Raw genomic sequence first — 21,816 nt, forward strand, 5'->3', positions numbered from 1 at the left:
CGCGCCGCCGCGCGGCCTGGTGCTCGCGCGCCAGGTCGTCGTCGACCGCGCCCTGCTGGACCTCCACGCCCGGATCCACGCCGCGGTCGACGCCGCACATGCCGGACCGGACGAGGACCCCGATCAGGACGGCCCCGCCGCTCCCCGAGGTCGTCCCCCACACCCGTCCCGGGGCGTGGACCCCGCACGTCTCCCTGGCGCTGCGCCTCACGGCCGAGCAGCTGGCGGAGGCGGTGACGGCGCTCGGGCGCATCGAGCCGGAGGAGGCCCCGGCCGCCGGGCTCCGCCGCCTGGGACCCGCGCGACCGCACCGTGCGGACCTGGCGTGACCCGGGCGGGCGCGGGGCCCACGACCACCGCACGGCACCCGGCCGCTAGCCTGAGGGGAGCACGACCTTGAGACGACGGAGGAGTCGCATGCCGCGGTCCGCGAGATTGCTGGGGGCCGCGCTCGCGCTCGGCCTGTTCGGGGCCATGGTGCCCGTCGCCGCGCAGGCGACGGAGCCGGTCGACTTCGGCGGGGCGACGATCCTCGACCAGGTCGACGCGGTCACGTCCGCGCAGGAGCAGGAGATCCAGCAGGCGATCGACCAGCTGCGCGAGCAGACCGGCGTGACCCTGCACGTCGCCTACGTCGACACGTTCACCGGCGAGACGACGCCGCAGGCCTGGGCGCCAGACCGAGCAGGCCAACGGCTTCGGCAGCTCGGACGCCCTACTCGCGGTAGCCGTCGACGGACGGCAGTACGCCTTCCCGACCGGCCAGGTGTCGGGCGACCAGGGGTCGTTCGAGGAGACCGTGATCGTCCCGCAGCTGCAGGAGGACGACTGGGCGGGCGCCGCCGTCGCCGCCGCGCAGGGCATGGAGTCGATCGCGCAGACGGGCACCGTCGCCGAGTCCGGCACGGGCTCCAGCCCGTCCACCGGGAACGCGTCCGGCATCGACTTCGGCCTCGTCCTGCTCTACGTGCTCGGCGCGATCCTGCTGGCCACCGTCGTCATGACGCTGCTCGGGCGTCGGAAGAAGCAGAAGGCCGTGGCCGCGAAGCGCCAGGAGGCGCTGAAGGAGATGCAGTCGGCCGAGCAGCGCGCGGGCAGCATGCTCGTGCAGCTCGACGACGCCCTGGAGACCAGCGAGCAGGAGGTCGGCTTCGCGGAGGCGGAGTTCGGCGCCGACGCGGTCGGCCCCTACCGCGAGACGCTCGCGTCGGCGGGGGGAAAGGTCCGCGAGGCGTTCGCCCTCAAGCAGAAGCTCGACGACACGATCGAGGACACCGACGAGGAGCGGCGCACCTGGGCCGCGCGCATCGTGGAGCTGTGCGAGGAGGCCCGCGCCGAGCTCGACGCGCAGACGCAGTCGTTCGAGGAGCTGCGCGCGCTCGAGCAGAACGCACCCAGACGCTCGCCGCCATCGTCACCGACGCCGAGGCGCTGAAGACGCGCATCGAGCGCACGCAGGAGGCCGTCGACCTCCTCGGGCGGCGCTACGCGGGGCCCTCCATGACGACCGTCACCGGCAACGTCGAGCAGGCGCGCTCCCTCCTCTCCTTCGCGACCGACACCGCCCAGGAGGCGGCCGCCTCCATCCGCTCCGGCGACAGCGCCTCCTCGGGCGGGCTCGCGGTCAAGGTGCGGGCGGCTCAGCAGGCGGTCGGCCAGGCCGGCAAGCTGCTCGACGTCGTCGACCGCGTCTCGTCGGACCTCGAGCACGCGTCCACGCGCGTGCAGGAGGAGATCGCCGACGTCCGCAGCGACATCCAGGACGCCCGCGCCGCCCAGCGCGGCGGGCGCATGCCGGAGCTGACCCGCCTCGTCCAGTCGGCGGAGCAGGCCATCGCCGACGCGAAGCCGCTGCAGGGCCGGCTCGCCGACCCCCTCACGAGCGTCACCCTGCTGCAGGAGGCCGAGGCCCGGCTCGACGAGGCGCTCGCCCCCGTGCGCCAGCAGCAGGAGCAGGTGGAGCGCGCCGTCGGCTACCTGCCGCGCGGCGCTGTCGACCGCCCGAGAGCCAGGTGGCCACGGCGCGCGACTTCATCTCCACCCGCCGCGGCGCCGTCGGCGAGCAGGCGCGCACGCGCCTGGCGCAGGCCCAGCGCGCGCTCGACGACGCCCACGAGGCGGCCCCGCGCGATCCCGTGCGCGCCGTCGCCGCGTCGCAGGCGGCGACCGCGTACTCGGCCCATGCCATCGAGGCGGCGCAGCGCGACCTCGACCAGGGCGGCGGATACGGCGGCTACGGCGGCGGCATGATGGGCGGCCGCGGCGGCGGCGACGCGTTCGGCGGCGCCATCATGGGCGGCATCATCGGCGGCCTGCTGAGCGGCGGTGGCGGAGGCGGCGGCTGGGGAGGCGGCGGCGGCTTCGGCGGCGGCAGCTTCGGCGGCGGAGGCGGCGGCTTCGGGGGCGGCGGAGGCGGCGGCTTCGGCGGGGGCGGCGGAGGCGACTTCTAGCGGCCCGGCATCACCCCGCACGCGCACGACCGGCGCGACACACGAGAACCAGGACGAGAGCGACCCATGATCAACCCATTCCGACGTAGCAGTAGACGAGAAGGAGCAGCACCCATGTCCAAGCAGTCCATCCTCGGCCGCATCGCCCAGCTCGCGAAGGCCAACATCAACAACCTCATCGACCAGGCCGAGGACCCGCAGCTCATGCTGGACCAGATGGTGCGCGACTACACGGAGAGCATCCGCGAGGCCGAGAGCGCCGTCGCCCAGACCATCGGCAACCTCCGGATGATCGAGGACGACCACCGCGAGGACGTCCAGGCCGCGGGCGACTGGGGTCGCAAGGCCCTCGCCGCGAGCCAGAAGGCGGACGAGTACCGCAACGCCGGCAACACCCCGAACGCCGACAAGTTCGACGCGCTCGCCCGCGTCGCGCTGCAGCGCCAGATGCAGTCGGAGAGCGAGGCGAAGGGCGCCGAGCCCACCATCGCGTCGCAGACCGAGGTCGTGGAGAAGCTCAAGCAGGGTCTCGACACGATGCGCGGCAAGCTGCAGCAGCTGTCGTCCAAGCGCGACGAGCTGAACGCCCGCCAGAAGACGGTGCAGGCGCAGTCGCAGGTGCAGGACGCCATGAAGAGCATCGACATCATGGACCCGACCAGCGAGGTCAGCCGGTTCGAGCAGAAGATCCGCCGCGAGGAGGCCCGCGTCCGCGGCGCCGAGGAGCTGCAGGCGTCGAGCCTCGACGCGCAGTTCGAGGAGCTCGAGGACCTCGGCGAGCTGACCGAGGTGGAGGCGCGCCTCGCCGCGCTCAAGTCCGGCGGATCCGCGCCGAAGCAGGTCACGTCGGGCGAGTAGCCCGCACCGCACCGCGGGCGCCGTCTCCTCCGGGGGCGGCGCCCGCGGTCGTTCCCGCCGCTGCGGGAGCTGGGAGCCGGGTGCACGTGCGGAATGCACCGTCCGGACCGCCGGTTCCCCTCCCCATGACCAACATCGGAATCATCGGCTCCGGACTCATGGGCGGCCAGCTCGCCCGCCTGTTCACCTCCACCGGCCACGACGTCGTCATCGCGAACTCGCGCGGCCCGGAGACGCTCGCCGACCTGATCGCCGAGCTCGGGGATCACGCGCGCGCCGCCACCGTCCAGGAGGTCGCCGAGGCGGGCGAGATCGTCGTCGTGACGATCCCGCTGAAGAGCATCGACACCGTGCCGGTCGCGCCGCTCGCCGGCAAGGTCGTCATCGACACCGACAACTACTACCCCGAGCGCGACGGCCACATCGCCGAGCTGGACGACGAGTCCACGACGACGGCGGAGATGCTGCAGCGGCACCTGCCCGAGTCGAAGGTCGTGAAGGCGTTCAACCACATCTACGCGGCCGACCTCACCACCGACGGCACCCCCGCCGGCACCGAGGGGCGCCGCGCGCTCGTCATCGCGGGGGACGACGCCGAGGCGAAGGCCGCGGTCACCGCGATCCTCGACTCCTTCGGCTACGACGCCGTCGACGCGGGTCCGCTCGCGGAGGGCTGGCGGATCCAGCGCGACACCCCCGGCTACGGCCCGAAGCTCGACGCGGCCGGCCTCCGCACCGCCCTCGCCGAGGCGAAGCGCTACCGCGACATGTAGTCCTCTTCCTCCCTCCCGACGATGCCCGTCGCCCGCGGTCCCGACCGCGGCCGGCGGGCATCGCCATGTCCGCCGCCGCACGCGATACTGGGGGTGTGCCCGCCTCCTTCGTCGTCGTCCCCCAATGGCAGGGCTCGGGCTCGTCCCGCGCCATGAGGCTCGCGGACGGCGCGGCGGCGATCCGCGGCGACCTGCCCGCGCTCCGCCACCCGCGTCGTCGAGGTGCCCGTCGAGGCGGGCGAGTCGCTCGGCACGGGCGTGCTCCGCTACGCCTCCCTCCTCGCGGTGCGCACGCGGCAGGAGGCCGCGCTGCAGGCGGCCTCCGCCGCGGCGTCCGGGCCGCTCGTCACGATCGGCGGCGACTGCGGCGTCGAGGTCGCGTCCATCGGCCACGCGGCCCGCGCGCACCCGGGCCTCGCGGTCCTCTGGCTCGACGCGCACGCCGACCTCAACACCCCCGCCTCCTCGCCGTCCGGCGCCTTCCACGGCATGGTGCTCCGTGCCGTGCTCGGGGAGGGCGTCGACGGGCTGGAGCTCCCCGCGGGCACCGTCACGGCCGACCGGGTCGTGCTCGCCGGCGTCCGCGCGCTCGACGACGCCGAGTCGGAGCTCGTGGACTCCCGCGGGATCCAGCTCGTCGGCGCGGACGCCGTGGGTCCCGAGGCCGTCGTCCGGGCACTGCGCGCGACCGGCGCCACCGACGTCTACGTGCACGTCGACCTCGACGTGCTCGATCCGGCGGCATGGCCGGCGTCGGCTACCCGGAGCCGTTCGGGCCGGACGTGCAGGCCGTGACCGACACCGTCAAGGCGCTGCGGCGGTCGTTCGGCCTCGCGGGCGCCGGCATCACCGAGTTCGCCCCCTCCTCCCCGCCGCCGCGGTCGACGACATGGGCACGATCCTCCGCATCATCGGGGCGCTGACCGGCCCCGTCTCGATCCGCCGCCCGGCCGCGAGGTCCCGGACGGGAGGTCGCGTCCCGGCGCCTCCCCTGCGAGTCTGGGACGGAATCGACGAGGAGACCGCTGTGACCGACGACGCCCGCACCGCATCCGCCCCCGACCGCTCCCCCGCCACCGGGCGCCCGGACGGCCCGACCGGCACCACCCCCGACGACGCACCCCGCGTGCGGGTCGAGCGGCGGGGCCGCATCCTGCTCATCGGGCTCGACCGGCCTGCCAAGCGCAACGCCGCCGACATGCGGATGCTGCGCGAGCTGGCGAGCGCCTACGGCCTCCTCTCCCGCGATCCGGAGCTGCGCGTCGGCGTTGTGCACGCCATCGGCGACCACTTCACGGGCGGCCTCGACCTCGCCGACGTGGCCCCGCACATCGGGCGCGGCCCGGGCGGCGGCCTCGACGCCGTGCCCGACGACGGCATCGACCCGTGGCAGGTCAGCGGACCCGCCGTCGGCAAGCCCGTCGTCCTCGCGGTGCAGGGCACGTGCCTGACCCTCGGCATCGAGCTGGCGCTCGCCAGCGACGTCGTCGTCGCGGCCGCCGGCACGCGGTTCGGGCAGATCGAGGTGGCCCGCGGGATCCTGCCCTTCGGCGGCGCGACGCTCCGGTTCCCCGCCGTCGCGGGCTGGGGCGACGCCATGCGCTGGATGCTCACGGGCGACCTCTTCGACGCCGAGGAGGCTCGGCGCATGCGGATCGTGCAGCTCGTCGTGCCCGACGGCGAGCAGCTCGAGGCGGCCGTCGGCATCGCCAAGCGCATCGCCGCGCAGGCGCCGCTCGCCGTGCAGGCCACCCTCCGGAACGCCCGCACCGCCCTCCGCGAGGGGCGGACGCCGCCGCCGCCGCGCTGCCGGCGGAGCTCGTGCGGCTGGCCGGGATCCGAGGACGCGGCGCGCGGCATGCGCGCGGCGGCGCTGCGGGAGCCGGCCGAGTTCGTCGGACGCTGATCCGCCGTCCCCCACCCTCAGCCGGGGCTGGCGCTGGCCGCGTGTCGGCGCGGCTCGTGGACGCTGATCCGCCCACCGACCGGCGGCGAGGGCTGCCGGGGGCCGCGAGTAGGGTCGGGACCATGACCTCCTACGACCTCATCGTCATCGGTGCCGGCCCCGTCGGCGAGAACGTCGCCGACCGCGCGAAGCAGGGCGGGCTCTCCGTGCTCGTCGTCGAGTCCGAGCTCGTCGGGGGCGAGTGCTCCTACTGGGCCTGCATGCCCAGCAAGGCGCTGCTCCGCTCCGGCAGCGCCCTCCGCGCGGCCCGCGCCGTCGCGGGATCCCGGGAGGCGGTGACCGGCGACCTCGACGTGGCCGCGGTGCTCGCGCGCCGGGACTCGTTCACGAGCTCCTGGTCCGACGAGGGCCAGGTGAGCTGGCTCGAGGGCATCGGCATCGACCTCGCCCGCGGGCACGGCCGCATCACCGGTCCCCGCCGCGTCACGGTGACGGCGCCCGACGGGTCCACGGTGGAGCACGAGGCGACGCACGCCGTCGCCGTCTCCACGGGCACCGCCGCCCTGCCTGCCCGACATCCCGGGCCTCGCCGAGGCGCAGCCGTGGACGAGCCGCGAGGCCACCAGCGCGGAGGTCGTCCCGACTCCCTCGTCGTCATCGGCGGCGGCGTGGTCGCGGCCGAGATGGCGACCGCGTACGCGTCCCTCGGCAGCACCGTCACCCTCGTCGCCCGCAGCGGGCTGCTCACGGGCAGGAGCCGTTCGCGGGCGAGCTCGTCGCCGACAGCCTCCGCGGCATGGGCGTCGACGTGCGGCTCGGCGCGTCGCCCTCCGCGTCACGCGCGACGGCGACGAGGTGCTCGTCGAGCTCGAGGACGGCTCCGATCACGGCCGCCGAGGTGCTCGTCGCGACGGGCCGCACCCCGCGCACCGAGGACCTGGGCCTCGACAGCGTCGGCCTCGAGCCGGGGCGCCTACCTCGACGTCGACGACACCATGCTCGTCACGGGCGACGTCAACGCGGGGTCGCCTTGGCTGTATGCGGTCGGCGACGTCAACCACCGGGCGCTGCTGACCCGCCAGGGCAAGTACCAGGCGCGCGCCGCGGGCGAGGTCATCGCCGCGCGCGTCGACCGGCGGCACCGTCGACGACTCCCCCTGGGGCGTGCACGTCGCCACGGCCGACCACCGCGCGGTCCCGCAGGTCACCTTCACCGACCCGCGAGGTCGCGAGCGTCGGCCTCACGGCGAAGGCGGCGGAGGACGCGGGCACTCCGCACCCGCGTCGTCGACTACGACCTCGGATCCGTCGCGGGCTCGAGCCTCCACGCCGACGGCTACGCCGGGCAGGCGCGCACGGCGGTGGACGAGGACCGCGGCGTCATCGTCGGCGTCACCTTCGTCGGCCCCGACGTCGCCGAGCTCCTGCAACTCCGCCACGATCGCCGTCGTCGGCGAGGTGCCGCTGACCCGCCTGTGGCACGCGGGCGCCCTCCTACCCCACCGTCAGCGAGGTGCTCGGCCGCGCCTGCTCGAGACGCTACGGGCGGCCGACCGCGTGATCCGGTCCGGCCTCGGCGCCGTCGCCGGCGCGGTCCGCGGCGTCCTGCTCGACTCGCCCGTCTCGCGCGCCGGCAGCGGCATCGCGACCGCGGTCGGGCTGGCCGTCGGCCTGCCGCTCAGCACGGGCGAGGTGCGCCGGCACGGCGACCTCATCGTGCTCACGGGCCTGCCGTCCTGGGTCTTCGGCCGCGGCGGCACGTGCGTCGGCCGGGTCTACCTCACCCGCGACAACGCCGGCCCCGCGGTGCTGGAGCACGAGGCCGTGCACGTGGTGCAGTGGCGCCGGTACGGGCTGCTGATGCCGGTGCTGTACTGGTGGGCCGGGCAGGATCCGCTCCGGAACCGCTTCGAGATCGAGGCGGGCCTGGAGAAGGGCGGCTACCGGTGACCGGTCCGCTCGAGGGCCGCACCGTCGTCATCACGGGCGCGAGCTCCGGCATCGGGCGCATCGCGGCGCGGGAGCTGCACGACCGCGGTGCCGACGTCGTCGTGGTCGGGCGCGATCCGGAGCGCACGCGCGGCATCGCCGCGGAGCTCGGCGCGCGCCACGTTCTCGCCGACATGGACCGGCTGCACGACGTGCGCGCCCTCGCGACGACGCTCCTCGACAGCTGCCCGCGCATCCACGTGCTCGCCCTCAACGCCGGCAGCCTCGTGCCGCGGCGCGCGATGACGGTGGACGGGCACGAGACCACCTTCCAGCGCAACGTCCTCGCGCCCTTCCTCCTGACCCGGCTCCTCCTGCCGCGGCTCGAGGAGACGCAGGACGGGCTGCGCGGCGAGGAGAGCCCGGTGCGGGTCATCGGCACGGCGAGCCGCGCGAACCTGTGGGGACGCGTGCGCCTCGACGACCTCGACTGGCGGAAGCGCCCGTGGCTCGGCGGCTGGCAGGCGTACGGCACGTCGAAGGCGATGATGATCCTGATGATGCGCACGCTCGCCGAGCGCGTCGGCCCGCTCGGCATCGAGGCGTGCTCGTTCCACCCGGGGCTCGTCCGCACGTCGTTCGGGTCCGACAGCACCGTGATGAAGGCGGTGCTCGCGCTCTCGATGGGTGCCTACGGCATCTCCGCGGAGGCGGGCGCCGTGCCGCTCGTGCAGCTGGCGTCGGTGCCGGACGTCGCGGCGCCGAACGGCACCTACTTCGACCAGCTCACCCCCGAGGGAGGACCACGGCGCAGGCCGCCGACCGGCGCCTCGGGCGTGAGCTGTGGGCCGCGCTGGAGCTCGCCTCCAGGATTGACGGGGATGCGACCCGCGCCGGAGGGATCCGCGGCTGACGGCACCGGAGCCGCCGCGCGCGGGCGCATCGTGCGTGCGCGCGGCTCAGGTCGTCGCGAGGAGGTGCAGCAGGTCGTCGTGGCCGCCGACGTGGCCGCCGAGCAGCACGCTGACCTCGGTGACGGGGTGCTCGTCGGAGATCGGCGCGGCGAACACCATCATCTCGCTCGCCCATGCGCCGACGGCCCGCGCGACCGCGACCATGGGCTCCGCGGGTGCGCCGTCCGTCCCCCGGCCGGCGCGCGAGATGACCGTGACCACCATGCGCGGCGGATGCGTGAGCCGCACGTCCACCGAGGCGTCCGGCACCTCGACGAACACGCTGCCGCGCGTGCACATGGGCAGGACGGCGAGCGCAGCCTGCGCCTCGGCGAGGCCGGACTCGTCGGTGACGAGCAGGACCTGGCGCTTGGTGCCCTTCGCGGTGCGCGAGCGGGTCGCCCCGGCCACGGTCAGGACCCCTCGGCGGCGCCGCGGCGCCAGTAGCCCATGAACGCGACCTGACGGCGGTCGATGCCGGTGTCGCGCACGAGGAAGCGGCGCATGGCCTTGATGCAGCCGGACTCGCCGGCGAGCCACGCGTAGAGGGTCGAGCCCTCGTGGACGACGGGTGCGTCCCACACGATGACGTCCGTGTCGTCCTCGGCGAGCGGCTGCTCCGCGGCGGCGAGCGCGACCTCGGGCGTGGCGATGGCGCCCACCTTCACGTGGCAGTCCACCCAGTGGCGCACGGCCTCCTCGAGGCGGGAGCCGTTCGGCCGGCCGTCGCGCGGGAGCCAGGTGAGGTTGACGCCCTTCGGGACGCGCACCTCGAGGCGGTCGCCCGTGACGGGGACCTCGATGAAGGCGCAGCCCACGGCGTCGTCCGGCAGGGAGGAGAGGATGTTGCAGATGGCGGGGGCCGCCGTCTCGTCGCCCGCGAGCAGCAGGGAGCGCGCGTGCCCGGGGTGCCACTCGATGCCGAGGCCGCGCGCGGGGCTCAGGGCGTCGGGACCGATGAGCACGATGTCGTCGCCCACCCGGGCGGCTCCCGCCCAGCGGGACGCGGGGCCCATGTCGCCGTGCAGGGCGAAGTCCACGTCGACCTCGCCGGCCTCGCGGCGGACGGCGCGGGAGGTGTAGGTGCGCAGCGGGTTGCGCTCGGCGTCCGGCAGGGCGCGCCACCAGGCGAACCAGTCGTCGCCGCCGACGCCCGACAGGTCGGGCAGGCCGTGCTCGGCGACGGGCAGGAGCAGCTCGATGCGCTGGTCGAGGCACTCGTCGCCGAAGTCGCGGAGGTCATCGCCCTGGAACGTGATCCGGAGGAACGTGGGGCTCAGGTGCTCGGTGCGCGCGACGCGGGCCGCGAAGGGGCGGTACGCCGGGCGCTCCGCCTCGGGGGACTCGACGGCCGCCGGTTGCTCCTCGACCGCGGGCTCCACGTCGGCGCTGCTGCTGGCGAGGGTCGCGGAGGAGGTAGCACAGCCTAAGTATGGCATGCCTTACCTCATCGGTCGAGGTCGTCCGGCGGTTCGAGGACCGGATCCACGGGAGGATGTCCAGGGCGATCGCCCCCGTCCTCGTCGCCGTGTTCGTGGGCGCCGTGGCCCAGCGCGTGACCGGCCTCGGGTTCGCGCTCGTGGTGGCGCCGGTGCTCGTGATCCTCCTCGGGCCCTTCGACGGCGTGATGATCGTGAACCTGTGCAGCGTGCTGTCGGCCGGCCTCATCCTCGCGAGCGCCGTCCGCGACGTGGAGTGGCGGCGGTACCTGCTGCTCGCCGGGCCCGCGGTCGTGGGCATCGTGCCGGGTGCGCTCCTCGCTTACCTGCTGCCGGAGCCCGCGCTCGAGATCGGCATCGGCTGCCTGCTCGTCGCGGCGCTCACCACCTCCCTCGCCCTCCGGCGGACGAGCCGCGTGATCGACGGCCCCGGCGTGATGGCGGGCTTCGGCTTCTCGGCGGGCGTGATGAACGCCGCGGCGGGCATCGGCGGCCCGAGCGTCAGCGTCTACGCCGTGGTCAGCCGCTGGGAGCAGCGCGGGTTCGCGGCCACGCTGCAGCCGTTCTTCCTCACGACGGGCGCGGTGTCGCTCATCACGAAGCTCGTCCTCGCGCCGGACCGGTGGCCCGATCTCGGGGCGGCCGCGTGGATCGGCATCGTCGTGACCCTCGTCGCGGGCGTCGGCGCGGGCACGCTGCTCGCACCGCGGATCCCGACCAGCGCCGCCCGCGCGGCGGTCGTGGTGCTCGCCTTCGCGGGCGCCGTGACGGCCATCGTGAAGGGCGTCGCGGGGCTGGCCTAGGCCGCGACCCGGATGCCGACCCGCACCGCCGTCACCACTGCGGCGGGTGCCGGCGCAGCCAGCCGAGGCGGCGTTCGAGCTGCCGCCCGATCGCGAGCAGCGTCGCCTCCCCGCCCGGCCGGCCGATGAGCTGCACGCCCATGGGCAGGCCGTCGTCGGTGAGGTGCACCGGCAGCGTGATCGCCGGCAGGCCCGTGACGTTCGCGAACGACGTGTACGGCGTGTACCGCACCTGCTGGGCGAAGTTCCGCTCGCCGTCCTCCGCGTCGTACCAGCCGAGCGGGCGCGGCTCCATCGCGAGGGCCGGCGTCGAGCACCGCGTCCACGTGCGCGAACTGCGCGATGACGTCTCCGCTCGAACGCGGTGAGCTGGGCGAGCGCGCGCGACAGGTCGCGGGCGGAGAGCGCACGGCCCCGCTCCACGAGCCAGCGCGTGAGCGGCTCGAGGAGCTCCAGGTCGGCGCCCTCGGCGGGGATCCCCGCGGCGCCGGCCTGCCAGATCGTGCGGAACGCCGGGGCGTACGTGGGATCGGGCGCGAGGGCCAGGTCCTCGAGGCCGTGGCCGACGTCCGCGAGCTCGCGCACGGCGACGGCGAGCGCGTCGCGGGCGGAGGGGTCGAGGACGATCTCGTACGCGTCGTCCCACGGCGAGGTGGTCATCACGCCGATCTGGAACCGGCCCTCGCCGCGGACGGCCGCGCCCAGCAGGTCGCCGTCGCCGTCCTCGGGTGCGCGCAGGGTGAACGGGTGCGGGATGCGGCCGTTGACCCGGCCGATCATCGCGTCGAGCAGCATGGCCGCGTCGGCGACCCCGCGGGCGAGCGGTCCGGGGACGACGAGCCCGGCGAGCGACTCCAGGCCGGACTGCGCGGGCACGAGGCCGCGGGAGGGCTTGAGGCCCACGAGGCCGGTGGCGGCGGCGGGGATGCGCACCGATCCGCCGCCGTCGGTCCCGGGCGCGAACGGCAGGAGGCCGGCGGAGACGGCGACCGCCGCTCCCCCGCTCGATCCGCCGGCGCCGCGGGTGGTGTCCCACGGCGTGCGCGCGGGAGGCGCGACGAGTCCCTCCGTGTAGGAGGGCAGGCCGAACTCCGGCGCGCTCGTCTTCCCGAGGCTGATGCCGCCGGCGTCGTCGAGGATCTGCGGGATCGGATCGGTGCGCTCCGACACGTGGTCGCGGAAGAGGCGCGAGCCGAACGTGGTGCGGACGCCCGCCCGCTCGGAGAGGTCCTTGTCGCCGAACGGGAGGCCCCACAGCGGACCGGTGCGCGGCACCTCGCGCTCGACGTGGCGGGCGCGCGCGAGGGCGCGGTCGGCGGTGACGGTGGTGAACGCGCCGAGGCCCGGATCGAGCCGCTCGATGCGCTCGAGATAGTGCGTCACGAGCTCGGTCGGCGTGACCTCGCCGCGCTGCAGCTGGTCCCACTGGTCCTGCGCGCTGAGGTGGTGGAGTTCGAACACCGCTCCAGCGTAGGCCGGGCGGCGCCCGGCGCGACGGTCGCGGGACGCACGGACGGGGCGGGCGCCGGTCGTCCCGGCACCCGCCCCGTCCGTCACGGGTGCGCTCGCGTCAGCGGCGCGCGGCCGCCGAGGCACGGCGGCGGAACGCGACGAGCGCGAGGCCCAGCGCCAGCGCGGCGAGCGAGGTGCCGAGGACGGGAGCCGCCTCGGATCCGGTCGCCGCGAGGGTCGGCTCCGTGCTCGGGGCCGGGACGACGCCCGTGCCCGACGGGACCACGGATCCGGCCGCCGTGTCGAGCGCGTAGAGCACCGAGGCGCCCGTGCTCGGGAGCAGGAACGCGAGCTGGTGCGCACCCGGCGCGAGGTCGGCCGGGACGGTCAAGCGGACGCTCGCGCGTCCCTGCTCGTCGGTCGTGTCGACCACGGCGGCGTCGATCGGCGTGCGCGCGACCTCCTCGCCGTCGATGAGCGTGACCACCTCCGTGTCCTGCACCGGCGCGTTCGAGACCAGCAGCGAGGAGAGCTCGTAGGCGCGCTCCTGGCCGGCCGAGGGACGGGCGCCCGTGGTGTCGACGATGCCGACGGACCGCGTCGCCGAGTCGGGGTCGACGGGCGAGAACTCGGTGATGTAGTCGACGAACGCGGTGAGGTCGACGCGGCCGGAGTCGCTCTGCTCGGTGGTGTTCGCGAGCTCCGTGAAGTTGTCGCCGCCCTCCGCGAGGAAGCTGTTCGCGACCATCGTGAAGACGCGCGCGGGATCCACCGGCTCGCCCTGGAAGAACACGCCCGTGATCCGCTCGCCGCGCGCGGCCGTCGGGTCGTACGTGTAGGTCAGGTCGCGCGACAGGCCGAGCTTGAGGAACGGCCGCGAGGAGCCCTCGGGCTGCCACTGCTGCTCGAGCACGGCCTTCACGCCCGCGCCCGTGATCCGCGCGACCGTGAGGGTGTTGGCGAACGGCTGCACGATGGCGGCCTCCTTGTAGGTCACCTCGCCCTCGGAGTCGCCGGCGCCCGAGGACGCGACGGCGAGGTCCTGGCGGATGCCGCCCGGGTTCATGAACGCGATCTCGGTGCCCAGGTCCTCCTGGGTCGCCCACAGCTGCGCGTCCGCGACGAGGTTGCCGATGGTGGACTCGCCGCCGCGGTTCTCGGCGCCGTCCGACTGGCGGGCGCGCGTGATGTCGCCCGAGATCTGGCCGACCGTGCGGCTGCCGATGACCTCGGCCTCCGCGACCGCGTCGTCGACGATGCGCTGCACGGCGGGATCGGCCGGGAACGCCGGCTCCCCCTCAGCGGTGAGGAGCGGAACGAGCTCCGACGAGATGGAGGTGAGCGCCTTGGTGGCGGGGTCCACCGTGAACGACAGGTGCCCGAGGTTCGTGCCGTAGCTGCCGGTCTGGAGCACGGGCAACGGCAGCGCCTTGCCGGCGACGGGCAGCTCGTAGTCGTAGCCGAGGTGCGTGTGGCCGGAGACCACGGCGTCGACGTCGGCCTGGACGCCCGTGACGATGCGGCCGAAGACCGAGTCGTCGGTGAGCGCGGACTCGTCGGAGGTGGACGCGCCCTCGTGCACGACGAGGACGACCACGTCGGCCTCGCCGTTGGCGTCGTCGCCGTCGCGGAGCGCGCGGGCGGTCGCGGTCGAGGAGTCGACGACGCTGCCGACGTCGAGCGTGGCGAGGCCGGCCGGGCTCACGAGCTCGGGCAGGGACTCGGTCGTGGCGCCGACGAACGCGACGCGAACGCCGCCGATCTCCTGCACGTCGTAGGCCGCGTAGGCGTGCTCCGTCGTGCCCTTCTCGTACAGGTTCGCGGAGATGTACGGGAAGTCGGACGCGGGGACGACGCGGTCGTCGACGTCGTCCCGGCCCTGGTCGAACTCGTGGTTGCCGAGCGTCGACACGGACACGCCCATGGCGTTCAGCGCGGCGAGCGTGGGCTCGTCCTGCTGCGACAGCGACGTGAAGGTGCTCGCGCCGATGTTGTCGCCCGCGGAGATGAGCGTGCTGTTCGGGTTCTCGGCCTTCGCCTGCTGGAACGCGCCCGAGATGACGGCGGTGCCCGCGGTGGACGACGTGGTCTCCAGGCGCCCGTGGAAGTCGTTGATGGAGTAGACGTCGATGGCGACGTCGCCCTCCGCGGCGGACGCGGGCGCGGCGCCGAGGCCGAGGACCGCGGTGGCGGACAGGCCCGCCACGACGGCGAGGGCGCCGGAGCGCGCGGCTCCGGACGGGCGGCGGGTGGGGGCAGGGCGCATGCGGGACATCCTCGTTCGTAGGCGGCGGTGAGCATTACCTTACGGAGCTTGGGTTTCCATGGGGTTAACGCGCGGATCCCCTCGGAGGGCCGTCATCTCCGGCGCCACCCGCCACCCGCCGGCCGCCGACCGCGTCAGCCGCGCACGAGCCCGGCGAGCTCCGCGCGCGTGGACGCGCCCATCTCCCGCAGCAGGTTGGCGACGTGGAACTTCACGGTGTTCTCGCTGATCCCGAGCGACGCGGCGATGGCGCGGTTCCTCGACCCGGCGGCGACCAGCGCGAGCACCTCCCGCTCGCGCGCGCTGAGGCCGGCCTCCCCCGCGGCGTCCAGGCCGGCCGCCGGCGCGTCGAGCGGCAGGCGCACGGCGATCTCGGAGCCCCAGCCGGGCGTCGCGGTCACCTCGAGCGTGCCGTCGAGCGCCGCGACGCGGTCGGTCAGCCGCCGGAGCGCGTCGAGGTCGGCGGTCGTGGAGCCCGCGCCGTCGTCGCGGATCCCGACCAGGAGATTGCTGCCGTCGCAGTCCCACTGGATGCGCACGCGCGTGACGTCCGGCTCCTCCACCAGAGCGAGCACGGCGCCCCGCACGATGGCGCGGCCCGCGTGGGCGACCTCCCCGGGGAGCGCGCGCCCGTCGACCGGCGGCTCCACGAACTGCACGTCGAGGTCGCGGAACCGCACGAGCGGGCGGAGGTCGTCGCGGAGCCGGGCGAACGCGCGGGCGACGGGCTCCTCGCCGAGCGAGCGGTCGCGGTCGGACGCGGCGCGGAGCTCCACCATTGCGTTGGTGGCGAGGTCGGCGGCGGTCTGGCGGGCGGCCGCGTCGCCGGTGCGGGTGCTGCGCAGCACCGCGAGCAGCGACTCGAGGGTGGTCGCGTGCGCGTCGCCGAGCTCGGCGACGACCCGGGCGCGCTCGGAGGAGACCGCCCGTGCCTCGGCGAGGTACGCGGGCGGGGCCGCGGCGACCTGCTCCCGGATCCCGTGCGCGACGCTCCGCCACAGGGCCCGCACCAGCTCCCGTGCGCCGGGCACGTCGTCGTCCGCGGCGACGGGATCCACCAGCACGAGGAGCGCCCCCGTGTCGGCCCGCCACGCCGCCACAGTGCGGGGCCGGCCTCCCACGGGGTGCTCGACGGCCCAGGCACCGCCGGGGTCCGCCCCGTCGAGGCTCGCGAGGATCCGGTCGAGCTCGGCGATGGTGACGTTCTCCACCACCTCGGCCTCGCCCGCCTTCTTGCGGGGGCGGCCGGTGCAGTCCTCGGTGAAGATCACGAGCGCGCGGTGCGCGACCACGGGCTGCAGGAGCCCGGACATGGCCTGCGCCACCTCCTGGAGCGGGGCGGCGAGCGCATCGTGCAGCCCGTCGAGGAGCGCGACCGGGTGGAGCACGGGGTGGTCGGCGGGGCCAGCGGCAGGGTGGGTGCGGGAGACCATCCCGCCGCCGTACGCCCACCCGATCCAGCGTCCCGGCGGGCTCTGCCCACTCGGACGGGTAGGTGGATCCATCCGTCGGGTGGGCGGCGCGGTCGGCCGGGGAGGAGCACGATCGTCACGTGACCGACTCGACGACCGCCCCCCGCCCCCTCGGCGACGCCCCCGTGGACGTGTCCGCCGCCCTCCGCCTGATCTCCGAGGAGGGCACCCGCGTCGCCCGGTCCCTCGCCGGCCCCGACCTCGCCGCCCGTCTCGACGAGGCCGCGCGCGAGGTCCGCGCGGGCCGCCGCGTCTTCACCCTGGGCGCCGGCCGATCGGGGCTCGCCCTGCAGATGACCGCCATGCGGTTCATGCACCTGGGCCTCGACGCGCACGTGGTCGGCGAGGCCACCTCGCCCGCCATCGAGGGCGGCGACGTGCTGCTCGTGGCGAGCGGATCCGGCACCACGACCGGCATCGTCCGCGCCGCGGAGACCGCCCGGGAGGTCGGTGCGCGCATCGTCGCCCTGACGACCGCCGACGGCTCGCCGCTCGCCGACCTCGCGGACGTCGTCGTCCTGATCCCCGCCGCCGCCAAGCAGGACCACGAGGGCACGGTCTCGGCGCAGTACGCCGGCGGCCTGTTCGAGCTCAGCGTCGCCCTCGTCGGCGACGCCGTGTTCCACGCGCTGTGGCAGGCGTCCGGCCTCTCGGCCGACGAGCTGTGGCCGCGCCACGCGAACCTCGAGTGACCGTCGGCCACCCGATCCCACCCCACGAACGCACCACGACAGGAAGAGGAACCACATGAAGCTCCAGGTAGCCATGGACGTGCTCACCATCGCCGACGCTCTCGAGCTGGCCGGCAAAGCGGCGCCGCACGTCGACATCATCGAGCTGGGCACCCCGCTCATCAAGGCCGAGGGCCTCTCCGCCATCACCGCGATCAAGGAGGCGCACCCCGACAAGATCGTCTTCGCCGACCTGAAGACGATGGACGCCGGCGAGCTGGAGGCCGACATCGCGTTCTCCGCAGGCGCCGACCTCGTCACCGTCCTCGGCGTCGCGGGCGACAGCACCATCGCGGGTGCCGTGAAGGCCGCCCGGAAGCACGGCAAGGGCATCGTCGTCGACCTCATCGGCGTCCCCGACAAGGCGAAGCGCGCGAAGGAGGTCACCGAGCTCGGGGCCGAGTTCGTGGAGATGCACGCGGGCCTCGACGAGCAGGCGGAGGACGGCTACACGTTCGGCGACCTGCTCGAGGCCGGCACGGCGTCCGGCGTCGCGTTCTCGGTCGCGGGCGGCGTGAAGCCCGGCACCATCGGCGACGTGCAGGACGCGGGCGCGGTCGTGGCCGTGGCCGGCGGCGCGATCTACTCGGCCGACGACCCGGCCGCGGCCGCCGCCGAGCTGCGGGCCGCCATCCGCTGACGCACCGCATCACCGGGCGCCGCGCACCCCGTCCTCGGACGGGTGCGCGGCGCTCGTGCGTCCGACGGCCGCGCGCCGGCGGCTCTTCGTCCGCCTGCTCTTCGTCCGGCAGCCCCGTGCGACAGCGCGGCTCAGCCGAGCGCGGCCAGCACCTGCAGCTCCTCGGCGCGCGTGAGACCGGATCGGCGGGGCCGGTCGAGCCCGCGCGCCCGCTCGTCGTCGAGCACGTCCCGCACGGTCTCCGCCAGCGGTCGCCTCCGCGCCCCGAGGGCCCGGATCCCCGCGTCGCTGCGCGCCGTGAAGCCGACCGCATCACGGGGCAGCCACAGCGGGAGCGAGCGCGGTCCCGCCCAGTGCCGGACGTCCGCGGCCGTCAGCTGAGCCTCGGTCGCGACGACCCGCTCGCCCGTGGACCCGGCCGCCTCCGCCGCGAGGTCGAGCACGTCCGCGAGCGGCACGCTCTCCCCCACGGCGTCGACCACGCCGTCGAGCCGCCGAGCGCCCACGTCGACCACCAGGTCGACGAGGTCCCGGGCGTCGATCACCTGGGCGCGTCGACCCTCCGCGTCCGGCACGAGCACGGGCCCGTCGCCTACCAGCGCTGCCCGCGCGGGCCAGTAGCCGAACCGGTCGCTGTCGTCGCCCGGTCCGACGACGAGCCCGGGCCGCACGATCATCCGCCGTCCCGCGAGCGCCGCGGTGACGGCCCGCTCGGCCGCCGCCTTGGCCTGCCCGTAGTCCTCGAGGTCCACCGGCTCGACGACCGCGGCCGTCTCGTCGTCGCCGGGCCGCGCGGGTGCGGCGTAGACCGAGACGGTGCTGACGAGGGTCCAGTGGCGGGCCCGGTCGGCGAGCGCGGCGACGGCCGTGCGGGCGTGCTCCGCGGAGGAGGTGAGGTCGACGACCTCGTCCCACTCCGTGCTCTCGACGGCCGCGTACGCATCGGCGCGGTCACGGTGCGCGCGCACGAGCCGCGTGCCGTCGGGGGCGGGTCCGCCCGTGCCGCGCGCCAGGCAGGTGACCCGGTCCCCGCGCGCCGCGAGCCGCGCCGCGACGAGCCCGCCGATCCACGCCGTGCCGCCGAGCACGAGCACGTCCCGCGGGGCGGGCGTCGCTCCTGCCGCGTCGTCGCGCACCCCGGCCCCGCTCACGATCCGCTCGGGGGCGCCGGCCTCCCCGGGCGCACGGAGGCCGTGTCGGCCACGTCGATCCGGCGCACGCCGTCCTCCTGCTCCGTCACGTCGACGCGGGGGTCCGCGTCGGACTCCACCGCCTTCGGCGCCGTCGTCAGCTGCTCGTGCCGCTCCTCGTCGAAGCTCCGGTCCTCGTCGTCCTGCTGCATGCGTCGCGCCTCTCGTCGCCTCCACCGTACGCGGCGCCGGTCGACCGCCGCGGGCGCGCCGTCCGCACGCCGCCGCCGGCCGCACCCCGCCGCCGCCCGCACCCCGCCGCGGGCGGCCCGTCCGCACTCCGCCGCCGTCCGCCGGCCGCACCCCGCCGCCCTCCGCCGCCCGCCCCCGCCGCCCTCCGCCGCCCGCCCTCCGCCGTCGGGGGGATCCGCCTCCCGGCGCCCCCCGCGTACCGTGGCGGCATGAGCGCACAGGAGCCGACCCCCGACCTCCCCCCGACGTCACCGCCGCCCGCACCGCCGTCCGCACCGCCCTTCGCACCGCCGGTGTCCCCGGCCGCCGCGGGGGCGCCGAGCGGCCCCGCCGCTCCCGCCGGCTGGTCGGGCGCCCCCGCCGTCCCGACCCTGCCGCCGCTCCCCGAGCGCCCGCCGGTCCCGTACCACCACGGCCTCCGCGACACGGGCGGGCCGTGGCGCGGCATCGTCGCGATCCTCCTCGGCGCCGTGGCGTTCTTCGGCCTCTCGCTCGTCTTCGGCGGCATCGCCTTCGCCATCGAGGCGTTCCGCGGCCGCATCGACCTGGAGGACCCCGGCGTCCCTCACCACGATGACGCCGATCATCCTGCTCGCCACGAACCTGTCGCTCGCCGCCCTCATCCCGGTGTCTATGCTCCTGCAGCGCTGGCTCTTCGGCGTCCGCATGGGCGCGCTGTCCTCCATCGCGGGCCGCTTCCGCTGGCGCTGGCTCGGCCGGGTCGCCCTCGTGATGGTGCCCGTGTTCCTCGTCTACATCGGCGTCACGTTCGCGCTCGACCCGTCCGGCGAGATCCGCGTCGACGGGGAGGTCGTCACCTACCTCGCGATCGTGCTCCTCACGACGCCCCTGCAGTCGGCCGGCGAGGAGTACGGCTTCCGCGGCCTCGTGCAGCGCTCGGCCGGCTCCTGGTTCCGCAGCACCCGCGTCGCGCTCGTCGTCGGCGCGGTCCTCTCCAGCGCGCTGTTCGCGCTCGCGCACCTCGCCGAGGACCCGTGGCTCATCGCCTACTACTTCGTCTTCGGGATCGCGGCCACGATCTCGGCCCGCCTCACCGGCGGCCTCGAGGCCCCCGTCCTCATCCACGCGCTCAACAACACCCTGCTGCTCATCCCCACCGTGCTGCTCGGCCAGATGTGGAGAGCTACGACCGCAGCGCCGGCACCGGCGGGCCGTTCATGCTCCTGCCGATGGCCGTCGTGCTCGGCTCGGCGCTGCTGACCCGGCTGGTGGGCACGGCGTCACCGCGTGGAGACGAGGGCGCCCCGCCCGCTCACGGCGAAGGAGGTCCGCCGGGAGCAGGAGCGGGCGTGGTGGGAGCAGGAGCGGCAGCGCCAGGCGTCGCTCGCCGCATGGCCCGCGCCCACCGACCCGGGGACTCCGCGGGCTTGAGCGTGAGCTGCATGGTGACGGTGCCGAGCCAGCGCCCGAACTTCCAGCCCACGCGGCCCATGCGCCCGCTCTCCGTGAAGCCCAGGGACGCGTGCAGCCGGATGGAGGCGTCCGCGCCCTGGTCGGCGATGACGGCGATGACCTCGCGGAGGCGCGCCTCGCGGCAGGCCTCGACGAGCGCCTCCAGGAGCGCCCGCCCCGAGCCCCTTGCCGGTGGACGCGGCGCCGAGGTAGATCGAGTCCTCCACCGTCGTCCGCGACGAGCGGCGCGCCCCGACCGGCTCGACGAGCGCGTATCCGAGCACCTGACCCGATGGGGACACGGCGACGAGGAACGGCATCCCCATCCGCTCGAGCTGGCCGAACCGGCCGCGCCACCGGGCGAGCGTCATGCGGGTCTCGTCGAACGTGACGGTGCTGTTCATGACGTTGCCGTGGTTGTAGATCTCCCGGATGTCCGGGAGGTCGGAGCTCGTCGCCCGGCGGATCTCGTAGCTGAACTCAGGGGACGGGCGGAGCGGGCTTCCCGGAGGTGGGCGGGCAGGCGCCGCCGGGTCTGGTATTCCTCCTCGAGCATGCCTGGATCCTGCTGGGGACCGGGGCGCGCGCGACCGGCCTCGGTCGGAGCGGACGCCCGGACGCGGCGGCGGCGGCCGGGTCGGCTCAGAGCCGCCAGTCGACCGGATCCGCGCCCTGCTCCGCGAGCAGCGCGTCGGCCCGGCTCGAACAGGCCGCGACCCCGAAGAAGCCGCGCGACGCCCCGACAGCGGGCTGGCGGGGTTGCACGGAGAGGAGCGACGGCACGGGCGCGAGCAGCGGTGCGAGCGATCCCGCGTCCTTGCCCCAGAGGATCGCCACGAGCAGGCAGCCGCCGCGCCGCGAGCCCCCGGATGGCGCACTCGGTCACGGCCTCCCAGCCCTTCCCCCGGTGCGACGCGGGCGCGCCGGGACGGACCGTGAGCACCCGGTTCAGGAGCAGCACCCCGCTGCGCGTCCAGGCGGTGAGGTCGCCGTGGTCGGGGGTGGCGATCCCGAGGTCCTCCCGCAGCTCCCCGGTGGATGTTGACGAGGCTCCGCGGCACCGGCCGCACGTCGGGCTCCACGGCGAACGACAGCCCCACGGGATGCCCCGGGGTCGGGTACGGGTCCTGGCCGACGATGAGCACGCGCACGTCGGCGAGCGGCTGCTGGAACGCGCGCAGGACGCGGTCGCCCTCGGGCAGGTAGGGCCGTCCAGGCGGCGACCTCGGCGCGGAGCCGCTTCCCCCATCCGCGCGATGTCGTCGGCGACGGGGGCGAGCACGTCGGCCCGGCCGGCGTCCGTCGAGCCCGCGCTCGACGAGCTGGGGCAGGGTCAGCGCCACGCGCCG

The 21,816-nt window shown here is 75.4% G+C and carries 18 protein-coding genes and 7 pseudogenes; 16 read left to right on the forward strand and 9 right to left on the reverse strand.

The features are described from left to right. Nucleotides 1-98 precede the first annotated feature (98 nt). The 12 genes and pseudogenes from ACZ411_RS04160 to ACZ411_RS04215 form a co-directional block, all read left to right on the forward strand. Entirely contained in the window at nt 99-329 is a 231-nt protein-coding gene (locus ACZ411_RS04160; RefSeq protein WP_464168749.1) for a hypothetical protein, read from the forward strand. 145 nt (nt 330-474) lie between these two features. Continuing rightward, nucleotides 475-618, forward strand: a pseudogene (locus tag ACZ411_RS04165) (hypothetical protein); the annotation flags it as partial. Between the two features lie 148 nt (nt 619-766). Continuing rightward, complete coding sequence (locus ACZ411_RS04170) at nt 767-1,435, forward strand: hypothetical protein (RefSeq protein ID WP_464168789.1); 669 nt, start codon at nt 767-769, stop codon at nt 1,433-1,435. Then, nucleotides 1,318-2,250, forward strand: a complete 933-nt coding sequence (locus ACZ411_RS04175; RefSeq protein ID WP_464168791.1) for a hypothetical protein — start codon at nt 1,318-1,320, stop codon at nt 2,248-2,250. Before ACZ411_RS04170 ends, ACZ411_RS04175 begins: the two co-directional genes overlap by 118 nt. Next, nucleotides 2,247-2,450 carry a hypothetical protein gene (locus tag ACZ411_RS04180; protein ID WP_464168751.1) on the forward strand — a complete coding sequence of 68 codons (204 nt, stop codon included), beginning with the start codon at nt 2,247-2,249 and terminating at the stop codon, nt 2,448-2,450. Before ACZ411_RS04175 ends, ACZ411_RS04180 begins: the two co-directional genes overlap by 4 nt. A gap of 114 nt (nt 2,451-2,564) precedes the next feature. After that, nucleotides 2,565-3,308 carry a PspA/IM30 family protein gene (locus ACZ411_RS04185; protein ID WP_086520663.1) on the forward strand — a complete coding sequence of 248 codons (744 nt, stop codon included), beginning with the start codon at nt 2,565-2,567 and terminating at the stop codon, nt 3,306-3,308. A gap of 125 nt (nt 3,309-3,433) precedes the next feature. Next, nucleotides 3,434-4,081, forward strand: coding sequence for an NADPH-dependent F420 reductase (locus ACZ411_RS04190; protein ID WP_464168755.1), 648 nt, complete (start codon nt 3,434-3,436; stop codon nt 4,079-4,081). Nucleotides 4,082-4,176: 95 nt separating this feature from the next. Then, nucleotides 4,177-5,015 (forward strand): annotated as a pseudogene (locus tag ACZ411_RS04195) (arginase family protein); the annotation flags it as partial. Between the two features lie 93 nt (nt 5,016-5,108). After that, entirely contained in the window at nt 5,109-5,987 is an 879-nt protein-coding gene (locus tag ACZ411_RS04200) for a crotonase/enoyl-CoA hydratase family protein (protein WP_464168781.1), read from the forward strand. Between the two features lie 122 nt (nt 5,988-6,109). Continuing rightward, nucleotides 6,110-6,688 (forward strand): annotated as a pseudogene (locus tag ACZ411_RS04205) (FAD-dependent oxidoreductase); the annotation flags it as partial. A gap of 856 nt (nt 6,689-7,544) precedes the next feature. Next, a complete protein-coding gene (locus tag ACZ411_RS04210; protein WP_464168783.1) occupies nt 7,545-7,937 on the forward strand; it encodes a Fe-S oxidoreductase in 393 nt (130 codons plus the stop codon). Nucleotides 7,938-8,017: 80 nt separating this feature from the next. Next, a pseudogene (locus ACZ411_RS04215) lies at nt 8,018-8,260 on the forward strand (SDR family NAD(P)-dependent oxidoreductase); the annotation flags it as partial. A 615-nt stretch (nt 8,261-8,875) separates the two neighbouring features. Here the strand turns inward: ACZ411_RS04215 and ACZ411_RS04220 are convergent. Both ACZ411_RS04220 and ACZ411_RS04225 read right to left on the reverse strand, forming a co-directional pair. Further along, the gene (locus ACZ411_RS04220) at nt 8,876-9,280 is read right to left on the reverse strand and encodes an SIP domain-containing protein (RefSeq protein ID WP_094115454.1); all 405 of its coding nucleotides are present in this window, start codon (nt 9,278-9,280) and stop codon (nt 8,876-8,878) included. Nucleotides 9,281-9,282: 2 nt separating this feature from the next. Beyond that, nucleotides 9,283-10,308, reverse strand: a complete 1,026-nt coding sequence (locus ACZ411_RS04225; RefSeq protein WP_464168757.1) for a siderophore-interacting protein — start codon at nt 10,306-10,308, stop codon at nt 9,283-9,285. 56 nt (nt 10,309-10,364) lie between these two features. On the opposite strand from ACZ411_RS04225, the gene ACZ411_RS04230 reads away from it, so the two are divergent. Further along, nucleotides 10,365-11,111, forward strand: coding sequence for a TSUP family transporter (locus ACZ411_RS04230; protein ID WP_464168759.1), 747 nt, complete (start codon nt 10,365-10,367; stop codon nt 11,109-11,111). A 31-nt stretch (nt 11,112-11,142) separates the two neighbouring features. Here ACZ411_RS04230 and ACZ411_RS04235 read toward each other — a convergent pair. The 3 genes and pseudogenes from ACZ411_RS04235 to ACZ411_RS04245 all read right to left on the reverse strand — a co-directional run bounded on the left by ACZ411_RS04235 (nt 11,143) and on the right by ACZ411_RS04245 (nt 16,262). After that, nucleotides 11,143-12,572, reverse strand: a pseudogene (locus ACZ411_RS04235) (amidase). 109 nt (nt 12,573-12,681) lie between these two features. After that, nucleotides 12,682-14,829, reverse strand: a complete 2,148-nt coding sequence (locus ACZ411_RS04240; RefSeq protein WP_464168761.1) for a bifunctional metallophosphatase/5'-nucleotidase — start codon at nt 14,827-14,829, stop codon at nt 12,682-12,684. Nucleotides 14,830-14,963: 134 nt separating this feature from the next. Beyond that, nucleotides 14,964-16,262 (reverse strand): LuxR C-terminal-related transcriptional regulator, encoded by a 1,299-nt coding sequence (locus tag ACZ411_RS04245; RefSeq protein ID WP_464168763.1) that lies wholly within the window; start codon nt 16,260-16,262, stop codon nt 14,964-14,966. A 119-nt stretch (nt 16,263-16,381) separates the two neighbouring features. Here ACZ411_RS04245 and hxlB point away from each other — a divergent pair, with 119 nt between their 5' ends. Both hxlB and hxlA read left to right on the forward strand, forming a co-directional pair. After that, entirely contained in the window at nt 16,382-16,993 is a 612-nt protein-coding gene (hxlB, locus tag ACZ411_RS04250) for a 6-phospho-3-hexuloisomerase (protein WP_104343241.1), read from the forward strand. Nucleotides 16,994-17,048: 55 nt separating this feature from the next. Then, nucleotides 17,049-17,672, forward strand: coding sequence for a 3-hexulose-6-phosphate synthase (gene hxlA / locus ACZ411_RS04255; RefSeq protein WP_104290842.1), 624 nt, complete (start codon nt 17,049-17,051; stop codon nt 17,670-17,672). Between the two features lie 131 nt (nt 17,673-17,803). Here hxlA and ACZ411_RS04260 read toward each other — a convergent pair whose 3' ends face one another. Then, nucleotides 17,804-18,823: an NAD-dependent epimerase/dehydratase family protein gene (locus ACZ411_RS04260; RefSeq protein ID WP_464168766.1), complete on the reverse strand. Its 1,020-nt coding sequence runs from the start codon at nt 18,821-18,823 to the stop codon at nt 17,804-17,806. After that, nucleotides 18,820-19,014 (reverse strand): multidrug transporter, encoded by a 195-nt coding sequence (locus ACZ411_RS04265; protein ID WP_464168768.1) that lies wholly within the window; start codon nt 19,012-19,014, stop codon nt 18,820-18,822. The genes ACZ411_RS04260 and ACZ411_RS04265 overlap by 4 nt, the downstream gene beginning before the upstream one ends. 613 nt (nt 19,015-19,627) lie before the next feature. On the opposite strand from ACZ411_RS04265, the gene ACZ411_RS04270 reads away from it, so the two are divergent. Further along, a complete protein-coding gene (locus tag ACZ411_RS04270; protein ID WP_464168770.1) occupies nt 19,628-20,275 on the forward strand; it encodes a lysostaphin resistance A-like protein in 648 nt (215 codons plus the stop codon). A 52-nt stretch (nt 20,276-20,327) separates the two neighbouring features. Here ACZ411_RS04270 and ACZ411_RS04275 read toward each other — a convergent pair. Together ACZ411_RS04275 and ACZ411_RS04280 are read right to left on the reverse strand one after the other, a co-directional pair. Continuing rightward, a pseudogene (locus tag ACZ411_RS04275) lies at nt 20,328-21,023 on the reverse strand (N-acetyltransferase family protein). Between the two features lie 86 nt (nt 21,024-21,109). Beyond that, nucleotides 21,110-21,810, reverse strand: a pseudogene (locus ACZ411_RS04280) (uracil-DNA glycosylase). Nucleotides 21,811-21,816: the final 6 nt, after the last annotated feature.

Source organism: Clavibacter sp. AC415 (genome assembly GCF_979252985.1).